Below are 21,390 nucleotides of genomic sequence, written 5' to 3'. Positions count from 1 at the left end.
GCGCGAGATGGGGTAACGATTGAAAAACAAGAGGAAACGGACATGCGGCTCAAACTCCTTTCGCCTGGCGAAATGAACGCCGCCCAGAAGGAAACCTATGACGAGTCTATCGCCGGCAAGCGCGGGGCCCCGCCGGCGCCGATGATGGCCTGGCTCAACAGCCCGGAGATGGCGCGGCACGCCACGCGCCTTGGCGAAGTGCTGCGTTTCGACACGGTGTTTCCGGCAAAGCTGTCGGAGATCGCGATCCTGGTCACCGCCCGGCACTGGACCGCGCATTACGAGTGGTATGCGCACAAGCGCCTGGCGCTGAAAGGCGGCCTCGATCCGAAGATCATCGAAGACATCCGGGTGCGGCGCGTCCCGACCTTCGACGATCCCAAGGCCAAGATGATCTACGAGCTCGCCAAGTCGCTGCACGAGGGCCACGGCGTGGCCAAGCCGCTGTACGACGAGGCGGTCGAACTGCTGAGCCTGCGCGGCGTGGTCGAGATCATCGGGTTGTGCGGCTACTACACCATGGTGTCGATGACGCTGAACACGTTCGAGTTCGAGGTGCCCGGCGGCGAACTGTCGGAGTTGGCGTAAGTCTTCGGCCCGCAACTGAGACGCTTCCGGAAACCTTGGGTTTCCGGATCGACCGCTCTACGATCCGCGGATTCTGACTATATCAGATTGAAAGGCTTCCCGCGGCCGGGAAGCCGTACGCCAGCGGAGCCGGAACGTGTCGCAGACCCCTCCCATCATCGTGGGCACCCGGATCGGGCATGTCCACCTCAAAGTCGCCGACCTCGATCGCGCGCTCGGCTTCTATTGCGGCGTGCTCGGCTTCGAGCTGCAGCAGCGCATGGGCTCCGGCGCCGCCTTCATCTCGGCCGGCGGCTATCACCACCACATCGGCCTCAACACCTGGGAGAGCAAGGGCGGCCATCCGCCGCCACCCGGAACCACCGGCCTGTTCCACACCGCCATCCTCTATCCAACCCGCGCGGCGCTCGCCGACGCGCTGCATCGCGTGCTCACCGCCGGCATTCCACTCGACGGCGCCAGCGATCACGGTGTCAGCCAGGCATTGTACCTGCGCGATCCCGACGAGAACGGCGTCGAGCTCTACTGGGACCGGCCCGAGGCCGAATGGCCGCGCACGGCCGACGGCAAGCTCGCGATGTTCACCAGGCGGCTCGACCTCGAGGATCTCCTGAAGCAGCGCGCGATCTAGCTTCGTGGCCGGCTTCCCCTTCCCCCTGAAAGGGGGAAGGTCGGGATGGGGGTCAGCCGCGAACGATGCTGTTTGAGGAGAGAGCAGATCCCCACCCGCTTTGCTCGGCGAGCAAAGCGACCTCTCCTTTTCAAGGGGAGGTGAAAAAGGGGGTTCGGATTACGCGGAGCCTGTCCGCGGGCGCGCGTTCGCGCGACCCGTGGGCTCCCTCCGGGGCTACGGCGCCAACAACGGACGCGCCAGCCAGGCCGCGATGTAGAGCCCGGCGCCGAACACCGCATGCGTCACGAGGCTGTGCAGCCGCGCGGCGGTCGGATCAGGCGTCCGGCTCGCGGCGATGCCGGCGCCCATGGCGGGCTGCATCACCAGGAACGGCGCGGCCACACTGGCAATTCCGACGATCAGCGCCGGGGCAAGCGTTGGACAACGCGCCCAATCGAGACCGACGATCGCAAGCAACAGGCCCGCCAAGCCGATCCCGATCAGATAATGCGCGATCCATCCGATCGATCGCTCGCCGGCGATCGCGGGTGAGGCGGCGATCCGGTCGTGACAGAGGCGCCCGCGCACGAGATGGCCGAGCCAGCGGCCGACCAGCGCATAGTCCAGAGATCGGATACCGAGCAGCCGCTCGCGGATGATCCCCCAGACGTCCATCACGGCCGTAGCCCCCGCCCCGATCAGCACCGCGGCTGTCAAATACTCTGCGGCCTCAGCCATGCACGTCATCCATGATGTCTTCTTGCGTTCTTGCCCGTCGTGATGCTTGCCTGGAGCAAGCGGATGGCTGCACTCTGCCAGTTCAAGTTAACTTGAGGTCAAGGCCGTGAGGGACATCGATATCGCCGAGCTCGCGCAAATGTCGGGAGTGCGCGCCTCGACCCTGCGCTTCTATGAGGAGAAGGGGCTGATCGCTTCGCATGGACGGCGGGGACTGCGCCGCCTGTTCGACCCGGCCGTGCTGGATCGGCTTTCGCTGATCGCGCTCGGCCGCGCCGCCGGCTTCTCGCTCGACGAGATCGGGACGATGTTTGCGCCGGATGGCCGGCCACGGATCGATCGCCGCAAGCTGGCAGCCAAGGCGGAGGAGCTCGACCGGACCATTCGCAAGCTCAACGCCATGCGCGACGGCTTGCGCCACGCCGCCGCCTGCCCCGCGCCGAGCCACATGGAATGCCCGACCTTCCGTCGCCTGCTGCGTGTTGCGGCGGCCGGCAAGATCGGCGAGAAGAAGGTGCGGAAATCACGACAGCGATCGTAGCCCCCTGAAAGGCAGGTCTATCGCATGTGCCGCCTTGGGCGGCTGCGCACATACTCGGCCTCGTGGTTCGAGACGCGCCGCAAGCGGCGCTCCTCACCATGAGGGTCTACTATTGTGCCGCAACACAAGACCTCATCCTGAGGAGCCGCGGAGCGGCGTCTCGAAGGATGGCCGCAGGGCGCTTTTCTCCCAAATGCGATTGCCCTACCCTGAAAAAGGGGGAAGGTCGGGATGGGGGTCAGCCGCGAGCGACGCTGCATGCGGAGAGAGTGGATCCCCACCCGCTTTGCTCTGGCGAGCAAAGCGACCTCCCCTTTTCAAGGGGAGGTGGAAATTAGCTTCGCTCTATCCGGAGCTAAGTCCTCTTCATCATGATCACAACAGCCGCGATCAGCTCGAGAGCGATGCAGCCATAGAACGGCAATGTGTAGCTGCCGGAAAGGTCGTGCAGCAATCCGATCACGCCCGGGCCGAAGGAATAGGTCACCTGGTTGATGGCCGTGAGCAGGCTGACGAGCACACCGAAGGCCCGCGGATCGAACTCGCGCTGAATGATCAGCGACGGCAGCGTGATCAGGTTCCCGACGGAGAAGCCGAACAGCCCGCAGGCCGCGATCTGTGCGACATCGTTGTCCAGATTGATGATGACGAGCAGCGCGACCGCCTGGCTGGCGAAGGACAGCGCCGATGCCAGCCGCTGGTTCAGCCTGTCGATCACGAAGGAGAACGAGACGCGGCCGACCACCGCCATCGCGGTCAACAGCGCGATCGCGATCGTGGCGCGCTCGCGCCCGATCGTCTGATCCAGGAATGCGATCAGGTGGACGATGAAGCCGACCTGGGCAAACAGCACCAGGGCGAATGCAACCGAGACCGACAGGAAGTTGATATCGCGCAGCGCGCGGGCACGGAGCTGCGTGGCCGACGGCGCGTCGGCGGCGGCCAAGGAGACTGCGCGGAGGTGCGCCGGCGGCTGGCCGACAAGGATCAAGATCACCGGCACCATCACCACGATGAGCAGCGCGCTGGCTGCGATCATCGCGCCGGAAAAGCCGAACGCCCCGATGCCCGCCACCAGCAGCGGTACGCCGACAATGCCGCCGAAGCTCGCGCCATTGAGCGCGAGGCTGATCGCCATGCCGCGCTTCCTGTCGAACCACAGGCCGAGCGTATTGGTGATGATGGCGAGGCTGGTGCCGGCCCAACCGAAGGCGAGCAAGGCGTCCGCGAGATAGAGCTGCCAGGGCTCGCGCACCTCGCCGATCGCAACCGAAGCGGCGGCCATCGCAAGCGTGCCCGCGATCAGGCATTTGCGTGGACCGAACGCCTTGATCGCCTCGCTGACGAAGGCAACGAGCGCGGCGCCGAACAAATAGAAGAAGGTGGTGCCCGAGGAGATCAGTGAGGCCGGCCAGCCGTGCAGCCGCTGCAGCTCGGCGACATAGACGCTCTGACCGTAGAAGCCGAGCCCCCAGCCGAAGGTCGCAAGCAGGAAGCAGACGACGACGATGCGCCAACCCTCGTAGCGCAGCGAAGTCTCATCGGGCGGGGCGTATGAGGATGCGTCCATCTTGTTGCTCTTGCTTCTCACGCCGTCATGACAGGGAATCGTCGGTTCTGACGATGTAAATAGCCATGCAAGGCAATCACTTCGATTCAGATCGAAGTGTCAGCAATTGGCGGCGGGGAACCGCGTTCATGCCTAGCCGATGGGACCCGGGATCTCGTCTCCCGCCCGCAATCGCGCCCGGCGCTTTGCGACCGAGGCGAGCGACAGCACCGCGAGCCCGAGCACCACCGGCGGGAAGACCACCATGTTGACGGCATTCCAGCCGTAATGGGCGAGCAACTGGCCGGAGGAGAACGAGCCGATCGCCATCATGCCGAAGACAAGGAAATCGTTGAAGGCTTGCACCTTGTTGCGTTCCTGCGGCCAGTGCGTTTCCAGCACCAGCGCGGAAGCGCCGACGAAAGCGAAATTCCAGCCGAGCCCGAGCACGATCAGCGTCGCCCAGAAGTGCGGCGCGGTGATGCCGGACAGCCCGATCATCGCGGCCACCGCTTCGAGGACGAGGCCGAGCGCCACGATCACAGGCGCGCCGAATCGCGCGATCAGGGAGCCGGTGAAGAAGCTCGGTCCGTACATCGCCACGATATGCCATTGAATGCCGAAATTGGAATCGCTCACCGTGAGCCCGCACATCTTCATGGCGAGCGGCGCCGAGGTCATCACGAGGTTCATCATCGGATAGGCGATCGCGCCGCACAGCGCGGCGGCGATGAAGCGCGGCTGCTTCGCGATCTCGAGCAGCGGACGGCCGCCATGCAGGTCCGCCGCGGCGGGCTTCGGCGCGTCGACGCCGGACAGCACCGCCATCGCAACCAGCGCGACCAGCGCCTGCATCACGAAGGAGAAGGCGAACAGATAGGGCGGCCACACGTCCATGGTCCACTGCACGAGCTGCGGGCCGAGCACGCCGGCGAACACGCCGCCCGCCATCACCCACGACACCGCCTTGGGCCGAAACGCAGCGCTCGCGCCATCGGCCGCGGCGAAGCGATACGATTGCGCCACGGCGCCATAGAGGCCACCGAGGAAGGTCGCGGCGCAGAACAGCCAGAATGACGAATGCAGGATAGCCCAGGCACCGAGCAAGCCGGTGAGCGTGCCGCAACCGGTGCCGACGATGAAGGCGATGCGGCGGCCATAGGCGCGGGAGATCGCGCCGGTCGGCAGCGTGCCCGCGGCAAGCCCGAGCACATACATCGAGAGCGGCACGGTCGCGAGCGAGATGTTAGGTGCCAGCGTGGCGCCGACGATCGAGCCGGTGGCGAAGATCACGGCCGAATTGGCGCCGGTCAGCGCCTGCGCCGCAGCGAGCCGCAATACGTTGCCGCGCGCCCGCGCATCGTCGGCCGCCTCGTCCAAAACTGTCACGTCGATCATCGGCATTCCCGCATCGAAGCCCCGGCGGGAGCCTCCAATCGCGGGCACTATGGAGAGCGGACTCAGGACGATCAACCGACGCAAACAGACGTAGGCCATGCGGGAGACGCACGAGGGATGGCCGGGTCGAACAACTCACACTCTGGCGTCGTCCTGGCGAAAGCCAGGACCCATAACCAACGGACCTTATTCGAGAGGGATCGTGGCCCCAGCTAAGCTCAATAACGGGCATTCGGGGCAATGGGTCCTGGCTTTCGCCAGGACGACGTCACATGCACGGCATCGCATGTCTCCTACCGCGCGGGTTTCTTGCCCGGTCGCCTCTCGGCACGCAGTGCGCCGGTCTTGTGCACCTTCGATCGCGGCGTGATGGGAGCGCCACGCGGAAATCCGCCGGGCCATTCGAGTGCCAGCGAGCTCGCGAAGCCGAAATAGCTGGAACGGCTCATGCCGAGTTCAGCGGCACGCTTGTCGATCCGCGCGATCAGGCTTTTCGGCAGATAGACATTGACGCGCTCGGACGGATCGGGCGGGTCGACGCCGACCATAAAGAACGCGGCGACGTCGGAGCCTTTGGGCGGGACGATGCGCTCGATCGCCGTCGGCTCCGGCAGCGCGCGCCCCTGCTCGACCCAGCCGTCGACCGCCTGGGCCAGTGCATGCTCGGCGCGCTCGATCGCCTCTTCCTGCGATCTGCCTCCGGCCACGCAGCCCGGAAAATCGGGAAACCATGCGCCGAACGCGCCCCGCGGGCCGCGCTCCAGCACGGCCGGATAAAGCCGCCTCTTCATTCTGGCCCTCCGTGGTGGGAGTATGCTACTTAACACACAGCGGTGTGTCAAATGACACATATCTGGGCCGACAGCGATCCGAGCTTCGTATTATCCGCGCTGCCTATGGCTACGTGCTCCTGAAGCACAGCGACCGGCTGGATCGATGGCGACCGATGAACGCAGCTAAAGCGCGATGAATTTAGATCGAATAGGTTTTAGCCACGCGTTCGGTTCACCTCTCCCCGACGGGGAGAGGTCGATTGGCGCAGCCAATCGGGTGAGGGGCCGCGGTACTAACGAGAGACCGTAATCCCTCACCCGGCGCTGCGCCGTAGCCGAAGCAGCGCTTCGGCGTTCTCCTAGGGACGGCCGCCGAAGGCGGCCTATGCCTCTCCCAAGGGAGAGGTGAAGCACCGCCGCCGCTCCAGCTCAATCTCATCTCATCACGCCTTAGTCCTTGGAAAACACCAGGATCATGTTGTTGGCCGGCATCTCGAACGTCTCGGCCAACTTCAGCCCGACGCTGTCGGCGAGCTTTTCAAGGTCGGCGATATCGCGCACGCCCCATTCCGCGTCGCGCTCGCGCAAGGAGGTGTCGAACACCGCATTGCTGAGCGCTGTGTGCTTGCCGCCGCGCTTGAACGGACCATAGAGGAACAGTTTCCCGCCGGAGCGTAGGTGCCTGGCGGCGCCGGCAAACAGCCCCTCGGCGACGCACCAGGGCGCAATGTGGATCACGTTGGCACAGAAGATCGCGAGCAGCTTGTCCGGACCTTTGGCTGCCGATGGCGCCGGCGACCAGGCCGGATCGGACAGGTCGATCGGCTGCGGCGGCTGGATGTTGGCAAGGCCGGCATGCGTGCGCCAAGCCTCGATACTGCGCAGATGGGCGGCATGAAGGTCGCTCGGCCACCAGGTGATGTCGGGCGTCCGGCCTGCGAAATAGACGACATGCTGGCCGGTGCCGCTGCCGACTTCCAGCACGTCACCGGACTGGCCGGCGAGATAATCCTTCAGGACGGCCCAGATCGGCTGATGGTTGCGATGGAACGCCGCCGCATCGAGCCGCCCGTCCGCCTCCACCGGCCGGCCATTCTTGCCGAACTCCGCGACATATCCTGCCACCGCGCCTCTCCCCTTGGCCGTATGTAAACCGTGCCACCGCAACCGGCAAAAGCGGAACCGCAAGGCGCCGTCGTTGCCTCCCCGTCACACTGAGCCGCGAGCGGAGCGAGCCTCGATGAATGCACGGCCACAGTCGGGCCGTCCGCCCTTCGAGGCTCGCTCCGCTCGCAGTTCAGTGTGACGGAGCTGATGTCATCCGTAAGACCTTAACCCCGTCACAACGCGCCCATTCTCCGAGTTGCCAGCCGATGGCCTTTGTGCTTTCCACTCTCTATATTGCGATGGGATCATCGAGATTGAAGCCCGGGAAACACCCTTGATCGCCAACTTCTCCAAGCCGGCCCTCGTACTGGCGCTGCTGGCGGGCGCGGCAGTGGCTGCGCCCGCACAGGCCCAGTCCGCCGCCGAGGGCCAGAAGCTCGCCTTCGATCGCGGCAAGGGCAACTGCCTGACCTGCCATGTCATCAAGGGCGGCGATCTGCCCGGCACGATCGGCCCCGAGCTGACCGGCCTCAACAAGAAATACAGCCGCGACGAGCTGACCGCGATCGTATCAGACGAGACCAAGCGCAATCCGCTGACCGTGATGCCTCCGTTCGGACGAAACCGGATCTTGAACGAGAAGGAGATCAGCGCGGTGGTGGATTTTCTGCAGACGCTGTGACTCTGCGACGATTGCTTTAGGAGTATTTTTGGGATGAGCATCACGACCAACGAATTTTCCGGGACGCGCCGCCTGGTGCTGAAGGGCGCCGGTGTCGCCGCGCTGATCGGGCTCGGCGTCATCCCGTTCGGACGGCAGGCGCTCGCAGCCGCCAACGACCCCTATCCCACGGAAGCGTTCAAGCAGAAGAACGAGGCCGACGCGATCAAGGCGCTCTATGGCAAGACCGCCGAGCCGTCCGACAAGGTGAAGATGGACGCGCCTGAGATCGCCGAGAACGGCGCGGTGGTGCCGATCTCGGCCACCACGACGCTCGCCGACGTCACCTCGATCTCGTTCCTGGTTAGCGAGAACCCGATCGCGCTGGTCGCCTCCTACAAAATTCCGGCAGGCACGCTGCCGAGCGTCGCCAACCGCATCAAGATGGCGAAGACCAGCAACGTGATCGTGATCGTCGAGGCCGGTGGCAAGCTCTACAGCGCCGCCAAGGAGGTCAAGGTCACCGTCGGCGGCTGCGGCGGGTAGTAGGCATGATGAGCGTCGATCGAGCCCGCGAACTCGCTGCGCCCCCTCTCCCGCCTGCGGGAGAGGGTCGGGGTGGGGGTATCGCCACGATGGACACTCTTCATTTGGAGAGAGCCCCCACCCGGATCGCATCATTCGATGCGATCCGACCTCCCCCGCAAGCGGGAGAGGTGAAGCGAGCCTGCGGCCAGGCTGTTTCGACAACAGACATCGAGGAATAATCCGATGGCATCGAGCATTCGCGTGCGCGCCACATCAAACGGTGAGACCACCGAAGTGCAGGCGCTGATCCAGCATCCGATGGATTCCGGCTTCGTCAAGGACGCCAAGGGCGAGATCATACCGCCGCATTTCATCCAGCAGCTCACCTTCGAGCATGACGGCAAGCCGGTGTTCATCGCCGACTGGGGCGGCGGCGTCTCCAAAGACCCCTATGTCAAGTTCGCCTTCAAGGGCGGCAACAAGGGCGACGATCTCAAGATCAGTTGGGTCGACAACAAGGGCGCGACCGACAGCACCACGGCGAAGATTCAATGACGCGGCGTCTTCCTGTTCATGTCGCAACCGCAGCGCTTGCGCTGGGCGTGCTGGCGCTCGCGCCTTCGGCGCACGCGGCGGACAAGGTCGATCCCGCGGCCGACAAGGCTGCCTTCCAGAACTACTTCACCACCAAATTCCCCAAGCTGAAGCTGGAGGATTTCGTCAACGGTCCCTATTCGATGAATGAGGACCTGCACAAGCAGTGGGAAGAAAAGGAAGAGTTTCCGCCCTACGAGTTCTCGCTCGAGGCCGGCAAGGAGATGTTTTCGAAGCCGTTCAAGAACGGCAAGAGCTACGCCGACTGCTTCCCGAACAAGGGCATCGGCGTGCGCCAGAACTATCCCTATTTCGACGAGAAGGAAGGCAAGGTCGTCACGCTCGAGCTCGCGCTCAATCGCTGCCGCGAGGCCAACGGCGAGGCGCCGTTGTCCTATGTGAAGGACGACATGGCGGCGCTCACCGCCTACATGGCCTTCACCTCGCGCGGCAAGCCGATGGACATCAAGATCCCGAACGATCCGCGCGCGCTCGAGGCCTATCAGAAGGGCAAGGAATATTTCTACACCCGCCGCGGCCAACTCAATTTCTCCTGCGCGACCTGCCACGTGCAGAGCCCGGGCGAGCGGATCCGCGCCGAGGTCCTGGCGCCGGCGCTCGGCATCCTGAACGCGATGCCGATCTATCGCTCGGAATGGAGCGGCATGGGCACGACCAGCCGCCGCTTCACGACATGCAACAGCCAGACCCGCGCCGTGCCGCTCAACCCGCAGGACGACGAGTATCGCAACCTCGAATACTATCTGTCCTATGTCAGCAACGGTCTGCCGATCTCGGGTCCCGGAGCGCGGCCATGAGAACGACGACGATCCTCGCAACCGTGCTGCTGATCGCAAACGGCGCGAGCGCCTTCGCTGCATCCGAGGCCGACTACAAGGCAGCCTATGCCGCAGCCGAAGCCGCCAACACGGAAGCGGGCAGCCTGCGCAACCAGTGGACCACCACCGCCGCGACGCTGGCAGCGGCGAAAAAGGCCGCCGATGCCGGCGACTTCGACACCGCGGTCACGCAAGCCAAGGAAGCGGAAGCACTGGCAAAGGCCTCGATCTTCCAGGCCACCAGCGAGAAGGAACGCTGGAAGGACCTAGAAATTCGCTGACGTATGTTGAGATGACAACGAACTCATTCCGCATCGACGGTGCCGCACCTCTCCCTTTGGGAGAGGTCGCGCCAAAGGCGCGGGTGAGGGGTTACACTCTCCCGTGGGGTCCGCGCCCCCTCACCCGGCGCTGCGCGCCGACCTCTCCCCGACGGGGAGAGGTAAAGAAGGTCGGGCGGAGACAATCATGATCATCCGCCGCCGGGAATTCCTGAAAGCTTCGGCCGCCGCAACGCTGACCGCCGGCCTGCCGGCGCGCCTTGCGCGCAGTGCCGACACGGCCAGCGTCTACGATCTCGAACGCTTCGGCAATGCGCGCATCCTGCACATGACGGATACGCATGCGCAGCTCCGGCCGGTGTTCTTTCGCGAACCCAGCGTCAATCTCGGCGTCGGCGCGATGGCCGGCCAGCCGCCGCATCTGGTCGGCAAGGCTTTTCTCGACCGCTTCGGCATCCGGCCCGACAGCGCCGACGCCTATGCCTTCACCTGCATCGAGTTCGAGAAGGCGGCTGGCCGCTTCGGCAGGCTGGGCGGCTTTGCGCATCTGAAGACGCTGATCGACAAGCTGCGCGCCGATGTCGGCCATGGCCGTTCGATTCTGCTCGACGGCGGCGACCTTTGGCAGGGCACCGGGCTTGCCAACGCCGTGAAGGGCGCCGACATGGTCGAGGCTGCCAACCTGCTCGGCGTCGAGGCGATGACCGGCCATTGGGAATTCACCTATGGTGAGCAGGTGCTGCGCGACAATCTCGCCCGCTTCAAGGGCGAGTTCCTGGCGCAGAACGTGTTCCTGACCGAGGAAGCCGCCTTCAACGACGCCAAGGCATTCGACCCGGCCTCGGGACGCGTCTTCAAACCGTCGGTCGTCAGGGAGATCGGCAGCCACCGCATCGCGATCATCGGGCAGGCATTTCCCTATGTGCCGATCGCCCATCCCAGGCGCTTCACGCCGGACTGGACCTTCGGCATCCGCGAAGAGGAATTGCAGAGACTTGTCGACTTTCACCGCAACAACGACAAGGTCGAGGCAGTGATCCTGCTGTCGCACAACGGCATGGATGTCGATCTCAAGCTTGCGAGCCGCGTCACCGGCATCGACGTCATTCTCGGCGGTCACACCCATGATGCGATCCCGTTGCCGATCACGGTGACCAATGGTGGCGGCATCACGTTGGTCACCAATGCCGGCTCGAACGGCAAGTTCCTGGGCGTGCTCGATCTCGATCTCGCCAAGGGCAAGGTCGCCAATGTGCGCTACCGGCTGCTGCCGGTGTTCTCGGAGCTGTTGAAGCCGGACCCTGCGATGCAGGGGCTGATCGACCGGGTGCGCGAGCCGTATGTCGGCGAATGGGGCGACAAGCTCGCCGCCGCCGACCGCCTGCTGTACCGCCGCGGCAATTTCTCCGGCACGGTCGATCAATTGATCTGCGACGCGATGTTGAACGAGCTCAATGCCGAGATCGCGCTGTCGCCGGGCTTCCGCTGGGGCCTCACCATGCTCGCCGGCCAGCCGCTGACCATGGAAGACGTGCTGTCGGAAACCGCGATCACCTATCCCGAGACCTACGTCGCGACCATGACCGGCAGCCAGATCAAGGATGTGCTGGAAGACATCTGCGACAATTTGTTCAACGCCGATCCCTATCATCAGCAAGGCGGCGACATGGTCCGCATCGGCGGCCTCGCCTACACCTGCGCGCCGACGGAAACCGTCGGCAAGCGCATCTCCGAACTGAAGCTCGCCAACGGCAAGCATCTCGAAGCCCGCAAGAGCTACAAGGTGGCGGGCTGGGCCTCAGTCAATGAGCAGAAGGGCCCGCCGATCTGGGATGTCGTCGCAAACCACCTGCGCGCCGGCCGGCCGCCGAACCGCGACGCGCCGGGCGTGACGCTGAAGGGGGTCGACGACAATCCGGGTATTGCCAGGAAGGGACAATGATGCGGCGGGCGATCACCACGATGCTTTGCCTCGCGCTGATCGCCCTTGCGGCACCAGTGGTGCACGCCCAGCAGGAGCCTCCGCTGCAGGACAAGCCGTTTGCCGAGCACAAGATCGTGCTGCAGCTCTCCGACAACGATCCGAAGAAGCAGGGCCTCGTGATCAGCGTCGCCAACAACCTGATGAAGCGCTACGATCCCGACAAGATCGCGATCGAGATCGTCGCCTTCGGCCCCGGCATCGACCTGCTGAAGCCCGACAATCCGAACCGCAAGCTGGTCGAGAGCCTGGTCGCTCAGGGCGTGCGGGTCGATATCTGCCTCAACACCGTCGATACGATCGAGCGCGAGACCGGCAAGCGGCCGGACTACCTCCCCGTCGCCACGCCGGTGCAGGTCGGCGTCGCGCAGATCCTGCGGCTGACCGAGAACGGATACACGCTGGTTCGTCCCTGAAGCCGTCATTGCGAGCCGACGGCTCGCGCGAACGCGCGATGACAGGCTTCCATGCTTTGTCGCAGGTTTCCGGATGGGGATGGATTTGCTTTGAACACACCCTATCTTTGGAATAATCTCCTCCTTGAGACTCGACCTGGAGAATGGGTAAGCCGTCATGATCTTTCGCCAGCTCTTCGACAGCGTGTCCGGCACCTACAGCTATCTGCTCGCCAGCCGCGCCGGCGGCGAGGCGCTGATCCTGGATCCGGTGCTGGAAAAAGCCGACCGCTACTGCAAGCTGCTGCAGGAACTCGACCTGCGGCTGGTCAAGGCCGTCGACACCCACCTGCACGCCGACCACGTCACCGGTCTCGCCGAGCTGCGGGACCGCACCCAGTGCATCACCATCATGGGTGAGCAGAGCAAAGCCGACGTGGTGTCGATGCGCGTCGCCGATGGCGACAGGGTCACGATCGAGGGCCTCTGCCTCGAGGCGATGTACACGCCCGGCCACACCGACGATTCCTACAGCTATCTGATGGGCGACCGCGTCTTCACCGGCGACACGCTGTTGATCCGCGGCACCGGCCGCACCGATTTCCAGAACGGCAGCGCGCGGGAGCAATACGACTCGATCTTCAATCGCCTCTTGAAGCTGCCCGACGAGACGATGGTGTTCCCCGCGCATGACTACAAGGGCGATACCGTCTCCACCATCGGCGAGGAGAAGCGCTACAATCCCCGCCTGCAGGTGAAATCGGTCGACGACTATGTCGAGCTGATGAACAATCTCCATCTGCCGAATCCGAAGATGATGGACGTCGCGGTGCCCGCCAACATGCATGTCGGCCTGCACCAGGACGAACTCGCCAAACAGGGGCTCGCGCTCACCGCGCGCGACGCCATCGCGAGCCTCGGCCGGACTGACATTTTGCTGGTCGATCTGCGCGAGAATGGCGAACGGGCCAAGCACGGCACCCTTCCCGGCGCGATGCACGCGCCCTACCCCGGGATCTGCGAGAACCTGCAGCCCGGCGGGATGCTGCGCGAGGTCGCGGCCGCCACCGGCCGCCGCGTCGTGTTCTTCTGCGCCTTCGGCGAACGCTCGGCGATGGCGGTGGCCGCCGCGAAGAAGGCGGGACTTGCGAACACCGCCCACATCGAAGGCGGCATCGACGCCTGGAAGAAGGCCGGCGGTCCGGTGATGATGGGGTGACAGCGCAGTAAATATAACGACCGTCACCCTGAGGAGCGCGGAACGCGCGTCTCGAAGGGCGACGGCCCCGCTATTTCCGCACTTGGAAGCATCCGGGCCGTGCATCCTTCGAGACGCGCTGCGCGCTCCTCAGGATGACGGAACCTACAGCGTTTGGACTATCGGGTCACCCGCTTCAATTCCGCAGTCAACCGCTCCAGCGCGTCGGCGAGCATCACGCCGCCGCATACGGTGAGCCGCTCGGGCAGCACGATGCGCTTGTCCGGCGGATAGAAGCGCTCCAGCGCGGGATGCAGCAGGAAGGCGCGGCCCTCGTCCTCGGCGCGATCGCCGGCTTCCGACACCAGGATAAAATCCGGCCGCAACTTCACGATCGCCTCCAGCGAGGCAAATCCGCCGGCCTCAAAGCCGAGCTCGCCGGCGGCGTTGACGAGTCCGACCTCCGTCAGCAATGCACTGACCAGGCTGTTCTCTCCCGACACCCAGCCGCGTCGCTCCAGCGGCAGCACGCGATAATGATGCGCGGTCACCGCGGCCCGCGCGCGAGCGATCGCAGCATCAAGCCGTGCGATCGCAGCGCTGGCGCGATCCGCATGCTGCACGACATCGCCCATCTGTCGGATTTGCGCCTTCACCTCGTCGAGCGTGCGCGGCACGGTGAATTCGACGAGACGAAGGCCATTGGCCTTCAGCAGCTCGCGCGTCTCGCGCTTGTCGAACCGGCTGGCGACAACAACATCCGGCTTCAGCACCAGCACATCCTCGGCCCCGCCAGACAGCACGGGATAGCGCCGCGCCGCCTCGGCCGCCCAGGATTGCCACCCATCGCGCGCAAACGGGCTGAGACCGAGGATCTGATCCGGATCGGCCAGCGACAGCACGAGCTGGTCGCTACAGACATTCATCGAGACGACGCGCGGCCCGGCGGCGAGGGAGGTGCTGGGCGAGATTGCCCACGACAGCATCGAGAGTATCGCGATGAGATATCTGGAAGTGAGATAGCCGCCGCGAGAAAACTGCGCCCCCTCTCCCGCTCGCGGGCAGGGCAATCGCATATGGCGTCTGCGGAGGTTGTCCGCGGGCTCCCTTCGCCTCTCCCGCTTGCGGGGGAGGCCGACGCGCGCGCAGCGCGCGGCGGGTGGGGGCTCTTTCCACGAGACGACTCGCGGAGAGAACCCCCACCCCAACCCTCCCCCGCAAGCGGGAGAGGGAGCCGACTGCCGATGCCGTTGCGACTCGAATCTCATATGCGATTGCCCCTGCGCTTGCGGGGGAGGGTTGGGGTGGGGGTATCGCTGCAAATCATATCGTGGAGAAAGCCCCCACCCGCAAGCGGGAGAGGTGCAGCGAGCTCGCGGATACTTCGGCGCTGCCTATAGACGGACCCGCACATCACACGTCGGCCCAGGGTACGATCACCGCCTCGCGCTGATACTCGGCGCGATAGGCGCTGATCCGGAACACCTCCGCCATCACCGCTTCCGACAATGCTTCGACAGGCGCGCCCTGCGACGCCAATCGTCCTTCGGAGAGCACCAGCACCTGGTCGGCAAAGCGCGCGGCCAGGCCGAGATCATGCGTTACCACGACGACCAGCACGCCCGTGTCGGCAACGCCGCGCAGCCGCTGCATCACATCGATCTGATGGCGCGGATCGAGCGACGCGGTCGGCTCGTCAGCCAGGATGACCGGCGCCTCCACCGCGAGCACGCGGGCCAGCGCAACGCGGCTGCGCTCGCCGCCGGAGAGCTCGGTGACGCGGCGGTCGCTGAACGCGGTGACGTCGACCGCCTGCATCGCCCGCAGCACTGCCGCCATATCGTCGGGCGACAGCCTGGCGGGATCGGTCGCGCCGTGCGGATAGCGGCCGAGCGCGACGATGTCGCGGGCCGGCAGCGGCCAGTGCACCATGTGCCCCTGCGGCAGATAGGCAAAGCGTTTGGCGCGTTCGCGCAACGACAGCGACGACAGCACATCGCCGCCGATCCTGATGTCACCGCGGGAGGGGATCAGCCCGGCCAGCGCACGCAGCAGCGTGGTCTTGCCTGCGCCGTTCGGACCAACCAGCGCAACCAGATGCCCTGATGCAAGCTGCAGCGAGATGTCGTGCAGCACATTCCGACTGCCCAGCGACGCGTCGAGGTTGGTTGTGGACAGCATCGTCACGCCACGCCTCCGCCGAGCGCGCGGCGTTCGCGCATGATCAGATAGAGAAAGAATGGCACGCCGGTGATCGAGGTCAGCACGCCGACCTTGATGTCGGAGGTCGAGGGGATGACGCGCACCGCGACATCGGCCGCCAGCAGCAGCGCCGAGCCGGTGAGCGCGCTCGGCACCAGCAGCCGCGCCGGATCGTGGCCGATTACCGGCCGCATCAGATGCGGCGCGACCAGGCCGATGAAGCCGATCGTGCCTGTCACGGCGACCGCCCCGCCGACACCGAGCGCAACGCCCGAGATGACGAACAGCCGCAACCGCCCGACATCGACCCCGAGGCTCTGTGCGGCCTCCTCGCCGAGTGTCAGCGCGCGGAAGCTGCTTGCCTGGCTGAGCAGGATGACGGTGCCGGCGATAATGAAGGGCAGCGCAATCGTCACATGCTGGAAGCTGCGGTCCTCGAGCGAGCCGAGCAGCCAGAACGCGATCTCCAGCGCCACGAAGGGGTTGCTGGAGAGATTCATCACCAGCGCCGTTGCAGCGCCTGCGAAACTGGAGATCGCAAGCCCCGACAGGATCAGGATCAACAGCCCCGCATTGCGCCCGGCGATCGCAAGCAGGGCGAACACGGAGCCGAACGCCGCGATGATCGCCGCGACCGGCAGCGCGAACGAGCGTACATCGGCCAGCCCGAGCGCGATCACCAGCACCGCACCGAACGCGGCGGCCTGCGGCGCGCCGAACAACGACGGCGAGGCCAGCGGATTGCGCAACAGCCCCTGCAGCGCCGCACCCGACAATCCCAAAATGCCGCCGATCGCAAACGCCAGGATGGTTCGCGGCAGGCGAATCTCGCGCACGATCACCTGCGCCACGTCGGTGCCGCCGCCGAACAGCGCCGCGATCACCCTGAGCGGTGACAGCCGCACCGGCCCGATGCCGAGCGAGATCAGCACGAGCAAGACCACGAGCGCCGTGAGCGCTATGGTCGCACCCAGGCGGCGCCGCGCTGCGACCTCGGCCGCCAAGGCGAAATCCTGCACACTCATCGGATCATGCTCTTACAGCGATCGCCGTGGCAGACAAGCGACACTCGGTGAAAACCATACCCGTCCGGCCGCTGCCCTGGTTCCGCCGGGATTGACTTTGGTCGCCGACCGAACCCTAGTGACCATGACGGTTCTTTCATGAGATGAAAAGGGAATGCGGTACGGGGAAACTGCCCCAACGCCGCGGCTGCCCCCGCAACTGTAGGCGGTGAATCCTTCGTCACAGGCCACTGGGACTCTCGGTCCTGGGAAGGCGACGAAGGGTAACGACCCGCGAGCCAGGAGACCTGCCGTCAGCCGTGGTCACACGCGACGATGTCGGTCGGGGAGTACAGACATTGGCTTCACCCGAAGTGCCGTCGCGCAAGGGGTGAGACTGGGTTCGCGGTGACGTGCCACTGACGTTACCGAAGTCTCGCCCATGTTGTCCCTTGCTTCAATCCGACTGCGCCGCGCGCTGCTGCTCGCGTCCGCAATATCGGCGCCATCGCTCTGTGCTTCGGCCGCGCAGGCTCAGCAGTCGCCTGCTGCGGAGGTGCTTCCGCCCATCGAGGTCACCAAGCCCGGTGACCAGAACGTCACCCGCGCCAAGCCGGGCAGTGTCGACGAGTCCCACGCACCGCGCCGCCCGGCCCCGGGCAACACGCAGAGCAACAGCACCGGGTCCGGGACCGGATCGAATGCCCCATCGGTCGGAACCGCGACCGGCGGGACCGCCGGCGGCGGGCATCAGTTCGCGGGCATCGTCGGCGCATCGTCGACGGTGATCACGGCCGATGACATCGCGCATTCGCCGGTGCAGACGCTGCCCGAAATCCTCGCGCAGGTGCCGGGCGTGCAGTTGGAATCTCTCTATGGCGGCGTGAACGGCGCCAAGACCTCGGTCGACCTGCGCGGCTTCGGCGCATTCGCCTCCAACAATACGCTGTTCCTGCTCAACGGCCGCCGCCTCAACGACATCGACAAGGCCGGCTTCGACCTCACCACCATCCCGATCGATTCGATCGAGCGCATCGAGATCACGCGCGGCAACAGCGGCGCCGTGCTCTATGGCGACAACGCAGTCGGCGGCGTCGTCAATATCGTCACCAAGACCGGCGTCGGCGGACCGCCGGTTTCCGTGAAGTCTGAAACCGGCTTCGGCTCGTTCAACCAACGCATGGCCGCGGTCTCCGCCGCGGTGAATTCGGGGCCGTGGTCGACGTCGTTCTACGGCAACGGCATCAAGTCCGACGGCTATCGCGTCAACAATGCGCTCGACCAGCGCAACGGTGTCGGCAACATCAGCTACACCACGCCGGACCTCACCGCGTTCCTGACCGTCACCGGGAGCGACCAGAAGCTCGGCCTTCCCGGTGGCCGGATCGTGGACCCGTCGATCGGTGTCAATGAGCTGCTGACCGATCGCAGGGGCGCGGCTACCCCATACGATTATGCCACTCAACAGACCGCGAGCGTCACCACCGGCTTCACCAAGACCCTGATGAACGGCGTTGACCTGATCATCGACGGCGGCTGGCGGCAGCGGGACACGCAGAGCGGCTTCTTCGGCACGGTGCCGACCCCAAGCTTTGCCTCGACCTACAATGACGCTGCGCTGCAAACGTGGTCGATCACGCCACGCCTCAACATCAAGAGCGCGATGCTCGGGCTGCCGTCCACGATCCTGACCGGGATCGACTACTATGATTCGACATTCCGGGAAGCGCGCAGCCAGTTCCAGGGGTATGCGCCGATCCACACCTACGACATCTCACAGCAGACACTTGCCGGCTACTGGCAGCACACCATCGGCCTGCTGCCGACGACTGATTTCTCCTATGGGGCGCGCATCCAGAAGACCGCCGTGAACGCAACCGACCGCTACGATCCCACGGCGCCGGGCACATTCCCCGGCTCTGACATCCAGGCTTCCCCGCTCAACAGCAACGAAACGCAATATGCGTTGCATGCCGGCGTCGAACATCGCTTCACCGACGTCTTCTCGGTATTTGGCCGTGCTGCGCGCGCGTTCCGCACGCCCGATGTCGATGAACGCGTCGCCTCGGGCCCATCATTCGATCCGCTGACGTTCGCGCCAATCCCGCAGAGCTTCCAGCTCAAGACCCAGACCTCGCAAGACGTCGAGGGCGGCGTCCGGATCAGGACCAACCGCTTCCAGGTGCAGACAAGCGTCTACCTGATGGATCTCGACAACGAGATTCACTTCAACCCAGTGCTATTCTACAACGTCAATCTCGATCCGACCCGCCGCTACGGCAGCGAGACCAATGCCTCGCTGCGCGTCAGCGACACCGTGACGCTGCGCGGCGGCATGGCCTACACCCGCGCCGTCTTCCGCGAAGGCATCTGGGCCGGCAACGATGTGCCACTGGTCTCCCGCTATACCGGCAATGTCGGCGTCACCTGGAACATCTGGCAGAACTACCTCGTGTTCGACGCTACGCTCCGCGCCTGGAGCTCGCGCATCATGGACAACGACCAGGCCAACAGCCAGAGCCGCATTCCCGGCAATGCGACGGCCGATATCAAGCTCAGCGGACAATACGACCGCTTCTTCTGGTCGGTCGCCGTGAACAACCTATTCAACGCGCTTTACTACGACTACGCCATCGCGAGCTCGTTCACCGCGGACCGCTTCTCGGCCTATCCGCTGCCGGGCCGGACCTACATGGTGCGGGCCGGAGCGACGTTCTGACCTGCTCCGGCGCGGCGGGGCCCTCCGTCCGGTTGCGTCCTCTCCTCGCATTTCAAGCGCCTGCCAACTGGGGTAGAATTTCCGGTGACCATCGATTGCGGAGGACATGCATGGGCAAAGCGGGAAAGAAGGGCAAGGCACCCACCAAGGCCAGCGAGCCGCCCAAAAAGCCTCCGCCGTCCCCATCGCAGCAGGATGACGAATATTACGAGGATGGCGACATCGCCACGCCGAAGCTCGACCGCTACGGCAATGATGACGAGCCGTTGTAGGACGGTCCACGTCGATCCAGACGTCGTCCTGGCGAGGGCCGGGACCCATAACCACCACTGTCAATCGTTGATAAAGGCTGTGGCCCCCATCTGGCTAGATCAATAGGCATCGGTGGTTATGGGTCCCGGGTCGCGCTTCGCTTGCCCGGGACGACGACTTAGCAAAACCCCTCACTCTCGATCATTCGGATGCTCGCCGCGTCGAGCAGATGCGCGCCGAAGCCGCCGCGCGCCAGCGACGATGCGAACTGCGGCGAGACCAGCAGCAGCGCAGCCGTCATCGCCAGCGGCACGGCGCCGGGCCAATCGAGTCGCATCGGCGTCAGCTCCTCGGTGCTGCCCTGATAGGGGTCCTTGCCCGCGGCGATGCGGCCGCATTCCCTGATGACGTCGCGTCGCGTGCCGTCGCGTGAGGCGCTGCCGAGCAGCGCCTGCAGCGCAAGATGGGTCCGCACGCCGGCCCGGCTCTCGGCAAGCGGCGCCGGCGTCTCGCCGAGCGACAGGCGCAGCAGCAGCTCGACCAGATCGGTACCGGCGCAATACGCATTCATCGGCTCGACCAGCCGCGGATTGCAGTCGATCAGAAGCGGAGTGGCGCTGTCGAGCGGCATGATGACATCGACCGACAGCGCGCCGTGCCAATTGAGATGCGCGCCGATCGCCTCAAGATAGCCGCGGATCGCCGGCCGGCTGACGCTCTCCTTGACCGCCTCGCCACCGCCGACACCGGCACTGACCTGCCGATAGGCATGGAAGCCGAGCAGCTCGCCGCGGCAAAACACCGACTGCGCCTTCTCGGTGGTACCAGTGATGAGGTCCTGCACCAATAGTTCGCCACCAATGTCCCCGCTTGCTTGGAGATCGTAGAGCGCAAGATTGAGATCGCCCACATCACGCACGATCCAGACGCCGCGGCTCGCGGTGCCGATCGATGTCTTGACCACGGACGGAAACCGCGTCGCCTCGCGCAGTTCGTCGAGCGAGGCCACGATCCGGGTCGGCGGCTGCGGCAGGCCGAGCCGATCGAGCAGCCGGCTGAAACCCGCCTTGCTGTGCACCGCGCGGTAGCTGGAGAAGTCCGGCAGCGCGAACCCAACGCGCGGCTTTAGTCGGGCCTCGGCCCGCGTGAACAGGAAGCCCTGCTCATGGGTCGGCAGCAGCACGTCGAAATGCTGCGATGCCAACAAACCCTCGACGAAGCGCAGGAAACCGGCCGGATCGGTGCGCAGGCCGGGACAGTGATGGAATTTGCGGACAAAGCGGGAGTAGCGCGCCAGGCACCAGCGCGAGGGGTCGCAGACCTCGACGTGATGGCCGGCCGCGCCCAGGATTGTGACCGCCTCACGGCCAGAGGTGCTGGACCCCTCTGACACGAGCACCCGGAGCGGCTTTCTGGCGTCGATCATGTC

The 21,390-nt window shown here is 65.2% G+C and carries 22 protein-coding genes and 1 riboswitch; of the genes, 13 read left to right on the top strand and 9 right to left on the bottom strand.

Translation table 11 applies throughout. The annotated features are described in order from the left end of the window. Positions 1-42 precede the first annotated feature (42 nt). Both P6U30_RS03240 and P6U30_RS03235 read left to right on the top strand, forming a co-directional pair. The gene (locus P6U30_RS03240; protein ID WP_407168105.1) at positions 43-588 is read left to right on the top strand and encodes a carboxymuconolactone decarboxylase family protein; all 546 of its coding nucleotides are present in this window, start codon (positions 43-45) and stop codon (positions 586-588) included. 136 nt (positions 589-724) lie between these two features. Next, the gene (locus P6U30_RS03235; RefSeq protein ID WP_407168104.1) at positions 725-1,219 is read left to right on the top strand and encodes a VOC family protein; all 495 of its coding nucleotides are present in this window, start codon (positions 725-727) and stop codon (positions 1,217-1,219) included. A gap of 216 nt (positions 1,220-1,435) precedes the next feature. Here P6U30_RS03235 and P6U30_RS03230 read toward each other — a convergent pair whose 3' ends face one another. Further along, positions 1,436-1,939 (bottom strand): DUF2938 domain-containing protein, encoded by a 504-nt coding sequence (locus P6U30_RS03230; protein WP_407168103.1) that lies wholly within the window; start codon positions 1,937-1,939, stop codon positions 1,436-1,438. A gap of 106 nt (positions 1,940-2,045) precedes the next feature. On the opposite strand from P6U30_RS03230, the gene P6U30_RS03225 reads away from it, so the two are divergent. Continuing rightward, positions 2,046-2,480 carry a helix-turn-helix domain-containing protein gene (locus tag P6U30_RS03225; protein ID WP_407168102.1) on the top strand — a complete coding sequence of 145 codons (435 nt, stop codon included), beginning with the start codon at positions 2,046-2,048 and terminating at the stop codon, positions 2,478-2,480. 355 nt (positions 2,481-2,835) lie between these two features. Here the strand turns inward: P6U30_RS03225 and P6U30_RS03220 are convergent, their stop codons facing one another. The 4 genes from P6U30_RS03220 to P6U30_RS03205 form a co-directional block, all read right to left on the bottom strand. Continuing rightward, complete coding sequence (locus P6U30_RS03220; RefSeq protein ID WP_407168101.1) at positions 2,836-4,050, bottom strand: MFS transporter; 1,215 nt, start codon at positions 4,048-4,050, stop codon at positions 2,836-2,838. Positions 4,051-4,182: 132 nt separating this feature from the next. Beyond that, positions 4,183-5,427 carry an MFS transporter gene (locus P6U30_RS03215; RefSeq protein WP_407170341.1) on the bottom strand — a complete coding sequence of 415 codons (1,245 nt, stop codon included), beginning with the start codon at positions 5,425-5,427 and terminating at the stop codon, positions 4,183-4,185. Positions 5,428-5,720: 293 nt separating this feature from the next. Further along, positions 5,721-6,218, bottom strand: coding sequence for a type II toxin-antitoxin system HicB family antitoxin (locus P6U30_RS03210; protein ID WP_407168100.1), 498 nt, complete (start codon positions 6,216-6,218; stop codon positions 5,721-5,723). A gap of 432 nt (positions 6,219-6,650) precedes the next feature. After that, entirely contained in the window at positions 6,651-7,325 is a 675-nt protein-coding gene (locus P6U30_RS03205) for a DUF938 domain-containing protein (RefSeq protein WP_407168099.1), read from the bottom strand. Between the two features lie 373 nt (positions 7,326-7,698). Between P6U30_RS03205 and soxX the strand changes: the two genes are divergently transcribed. From soxX to P6U30_RS03165, 8 genes are all read left to right on the top strand, one after another. Then, positions 7,699-7,989 (top strand): sulfur oxidation c-type cytochrome SoxX, encoded by a 291-nt coding sequence (gene soxX, locus P6U30_RS03200; protein WP_407170340.1) that lies wholly within the window; start codon positions 7,699-7,701, stop codon positions 7,987-7,989. A 33-nt stretch (positions 7,990-8,022) separates the two neighbouring features. Beyond that, positions 8,023-8,514 carry a thiosulfate oxidation carrier protein SoxY gene (soxY, locus tag P6U30_RS03195; RefSeq protein ID WP_407168098.1) on the top strand — a complete coding sequence of 164 codons (492 nt, stop codon included), beginning with the start codon at positions 8,023-8,025 and terminating at the stop codon, positions 8,512-8,514. A gap of 225 nt (positions 8,515-8,739) precedes the next feature. Beyond that, complete coding sequence (gene soxZ / locus P6U30_RS03190; RefSeq protein WP_407168097.1) at positions 8,740-9,051, top strand: thiosulfate oxidation carrier complex protein SoxZ; 312 nt, start codon at positions 8,740-8,742, stop codon at positions 9,049-9,051. Continuing rightward, entirely contained in the window at positions 9,048-9,908 is an 861-nt protein-coding gene (gene soxA / locus P6U30_RS03185) for a sulfur oxidation c-type cytochrome SoxA (protein ID WP_407168096.1), read from the top strand. Before soxZ ends, soxA begins: the two co-directional genes overlap by 4 nt. Then, entirely contained in the window at positions 9,905-10,210 is a 306-nt protein-coding gene (locus P6U30_RS03180; RefSeq protein ID WP_407168095.1) for a hypothetical protein, read from the top strand. The genes soxA and P6U30_RS03180 overlap by 4 nt, the downstream gene beginning before the upstream one ends. A gap of 187 nt (positions 10,211-10,397) precedes the next feature. Then, positions 10,398-12,152 carry a thiosulfohydrolase SoxB gene (gene soxB / locus P6U30_RS03175; RefSeq protein WP_407168094.1) on the top strand — a complete coding sequence of 585 codons (1,755 nt, stop codon included), beginning with the start codon at positions 10,398-10,400 and terminating at the stop codon, positions 12,150-12,152. Further along, positions 12,149-12,607, top strand: coding sequence for a hypothetical protein (locus P6U30_RS03170; RefSeq protein ID WP_407168093.1), 459 nt, complete (start codon positions 12,149-12,151; stop codon positions 12,605-12,607). Before soxB ends, P6U30_RS03170 begins: the two co-directional genes overlap by 4 nt. A 157-nt stretch (positions 12,608-12,764) precedes the next feature. Next, on the top strand, positions 12,765-13,805 hold the full coding sequence (locus P6U30_RS03165) for an MBL fold metallo-hydrolase (protein WP_407168092.1): 1,041 nt from the start codon (positions 12,765-12,767) through the stop codon (positions 13,803-13,805). A 158-nt stretch (positions 13,806-13,963) separates the two neighbouring features. On the opposite strand, the gene P6U30_RS03160 is transcribed toward P6U30_RS03165, so the two are convergent. The 3 genes from P6U30_RS03160 to P6U30_RS03150 form a co-directional block, all read right to left on the bottom strand. Further along, positions 13,964-14,770, bottom strand: coding sequence for an ABC transporter substrate-binding protein (locus P6U30_RS03160; RefSeq protein WP_407168091.1), 807 nt, complete (start codon positions 14,768-14,770; stop codon positions 13,964-13,966). Between the two features lie 427 nt (positions 14,771-15,197). After that, complete coding sequence (locus P6U30_RS03155) at positions 15,198-15,965, bottom strand: ABC transporter ATP-binding protein (protein ID WP_407170339.1); 768 nt, start codon at positions 15,963-15,965, stop codon at positions 15,198-15,200. Between the two features lie 2 nt (positions 15,966-15,967). Further along, on the bottom strand, positions 15,968-17,011 hold the full coding sequence (locus P6U30_RS03150; RefSeq protein ID WP_407168090.1) for a FecCD family ABC transporter permease: 1,044 nt from the start codon (positions 17,009-17,011) through the stop codon (positions 15,968-15,970). A 111-nt stretch (positions 17,012-17,122) separates the two neighbouring features. Continuing rightward, positions 17,123-17,321: riboswitch (cobalamin riboswitch) on the top strand. Positions 17,322-17,432: 111 nt separating this feature from the next. On the opposite strand from P6U30_RS03150, the gene P6U30_RS03145 reads away from it, so the two are divergent. Together P6U30_RS03145 and P6U30_RS03140 are read left to right on the top strand one after the other, a co-directional pair. Further along, entirely contained in the window at positions 17,433-19,709 is a 2,277-nt protein-coding gene (locus P6U30_RS03145) for a TonB-dependent receptor (protein ID WP_407168089.1), read from the top strand. Between the two features lie 110 nt (positions 19,710-19,819). Then, entirely contained in the window at positions 19,820-19,981 is a 162-nt protein-coding gene (locus tag P6U30_RS03140) for a hypothetical protein (protein WP_407168088.1), read from the top strand. A 158-nt stretch (positions 19,982-20,139) separates the two neighbouring features. Here the strand turns inward: P6U30_RS03140 and P6U30_RS03135 are convergent, their stop codons facing one another. Next, complete coding sequence (locus P6U30_RS03135; protein WP_407168087.1) at positions 20,140-21,387, bottom strand: hypothetical protein; 1,248 nt, start codon at positions 21,385-21,387, stop codon at positions 20,140-20,142. Positions 21,388-21,390: the final 3 nt, after the last annotated feature.

This window comes from Bradyrhizobium sp. ORS 111, from assembly GCF_045571485.1.
Lineage (GTDB): Bacteria > Pseudomonadota > Alphaproteobacteria > Rhizobiales > Xanthobacteraceae > Bradyrhizobium.
Note: the sequence above shows the minus strand (reverse complement) of the source record. Positions and strands in the feature narration are given on the sequence as shown.

Bases quoted from the DNA above. Each gene is read 5' to 3' on its own strand.
- P6U30_RS03240 (WP_407168105.1), top strand. From the start codon at position 43: ATGCGGCTCAAACTCCTTTCGCCTGGCGAAATGAACGCCGCCCAGAAG.
- P6U30_RS03230 (WP_407168103.1), bottom strand. From the start codon at position 1,939: ATGGCTGAGGCCGCAGAGTATTTGACAGCCGCGGTGCTGATCGGGGCG.
- P6U30_RS03220 (WP_407168101.1), bottom strand. From the start codon at position 4,050: ATGGACGCATCCTCATACGCCCCGCCCGATGAGACTTCGCTGCGCTAC.
- P6U30_RS03215 (WP_407170341.1), bottom strand. From the start codon at position 5,427: ATGATCGACGTGACAGTTTTGGACGAGGCGGCCGACGATGCGCGGGCG.
- P6U30_RS03210 (WP_407168100.1), bottom strand. From the start codon at position 6,218: ATGAAGAGGCGGCTTTATCCGGCCGTGCTGGAGCGCGGCCCGCGGGGC.
- soxY (WP_407168098.1), top strand. From the start codon at position 8,023: ATGAGCATCACGACCAACGAATTTTCCGGGACGCGCCGCCTGGTGCTG.
- soxZ (WP_407168097.1), top strand. From the start codon at position 8,740: ATGGCATCGAGCATTCGCGTGCGCGCCACATCAAACGGTGAGACCACC.
- soxA (WP_407168096.1), top strand. From the start codon at position 9,048: ATGACGCGGCGTCTTCCTGTTCATGTCGCAACCGCAGCGCTTGCGCTG.
- P6U30_RS03180 (WP_407168095.1), top strand. From the start codon at position 9,905: ATGAGAACGACGACGATCCTCGCAACCGTGCTGCTGATCGCAAACGGC.
- soxB (WP_407168094.1), top strand. From the start codon at position 10,398: ATGATCATCCGCCGCCGGGAATTCCTGAAAGCTTCGGCCGCCGCAACG.
- P6U30_RS03170 (WP_407168093.1), top strand. From the start codon at position 12,149: ATGATGCGGCGGGCGATCACCACGATGCTTTGCCTCGCGCTGATCGCC.
- P6U30_RS03165 (WP_407168092.1), top strand. From the start codon at position 12,765: ATGATCTTTCGCCAGCTCTTCGACAGCGTGTCCGGCACCTACAGCTAT.
- P6U30_RS03160 (WP_407168091.1), bottom strand. From the start codon at position 14,770: ATGCTGTCGTGGGCAATCTCGCCCAGCACCTCCCTCGCCGCCGGGCCG.
- P6U30_RS03155 (WP_407170339.1), bottom strand. From the start codon at position 15,965: ATGCTGTCCACAACCAACCTCGACGCGTCGCTGGGCAGTCGGAATGTG.
- P6U30_RS03150 (WP_407168090.1), bottom strand. From the start codon at position 17,011: ATGAGTGTGCAGGATTTCGCCTTGGCGGCCGAGGTCGCAGCGCGGCGC.
- P6U30_RS03145 (WP_407168089.1), top strand. From the start codon at position 17,433: ATGTTGTCCCTTGCTTCAATCCGACTGCGCCGCGCGCTGCTGCTCGCG.
- P6U30_RS03140 (WP_407168088.1), top strand. From the start codon at position 19,820: ATGGGCAAAGCGGGAAAGAAGGGCAAGGCACCCACCAAGGCCAGCGAG.
- P6U30_RS03135 (WP_407168087.1), bottom strand. From the start codon at position 21,387: ATGATCGACGCCAGAAAGCCGCTCCGGGTGCTCGTGTCAGAGGGGTCC.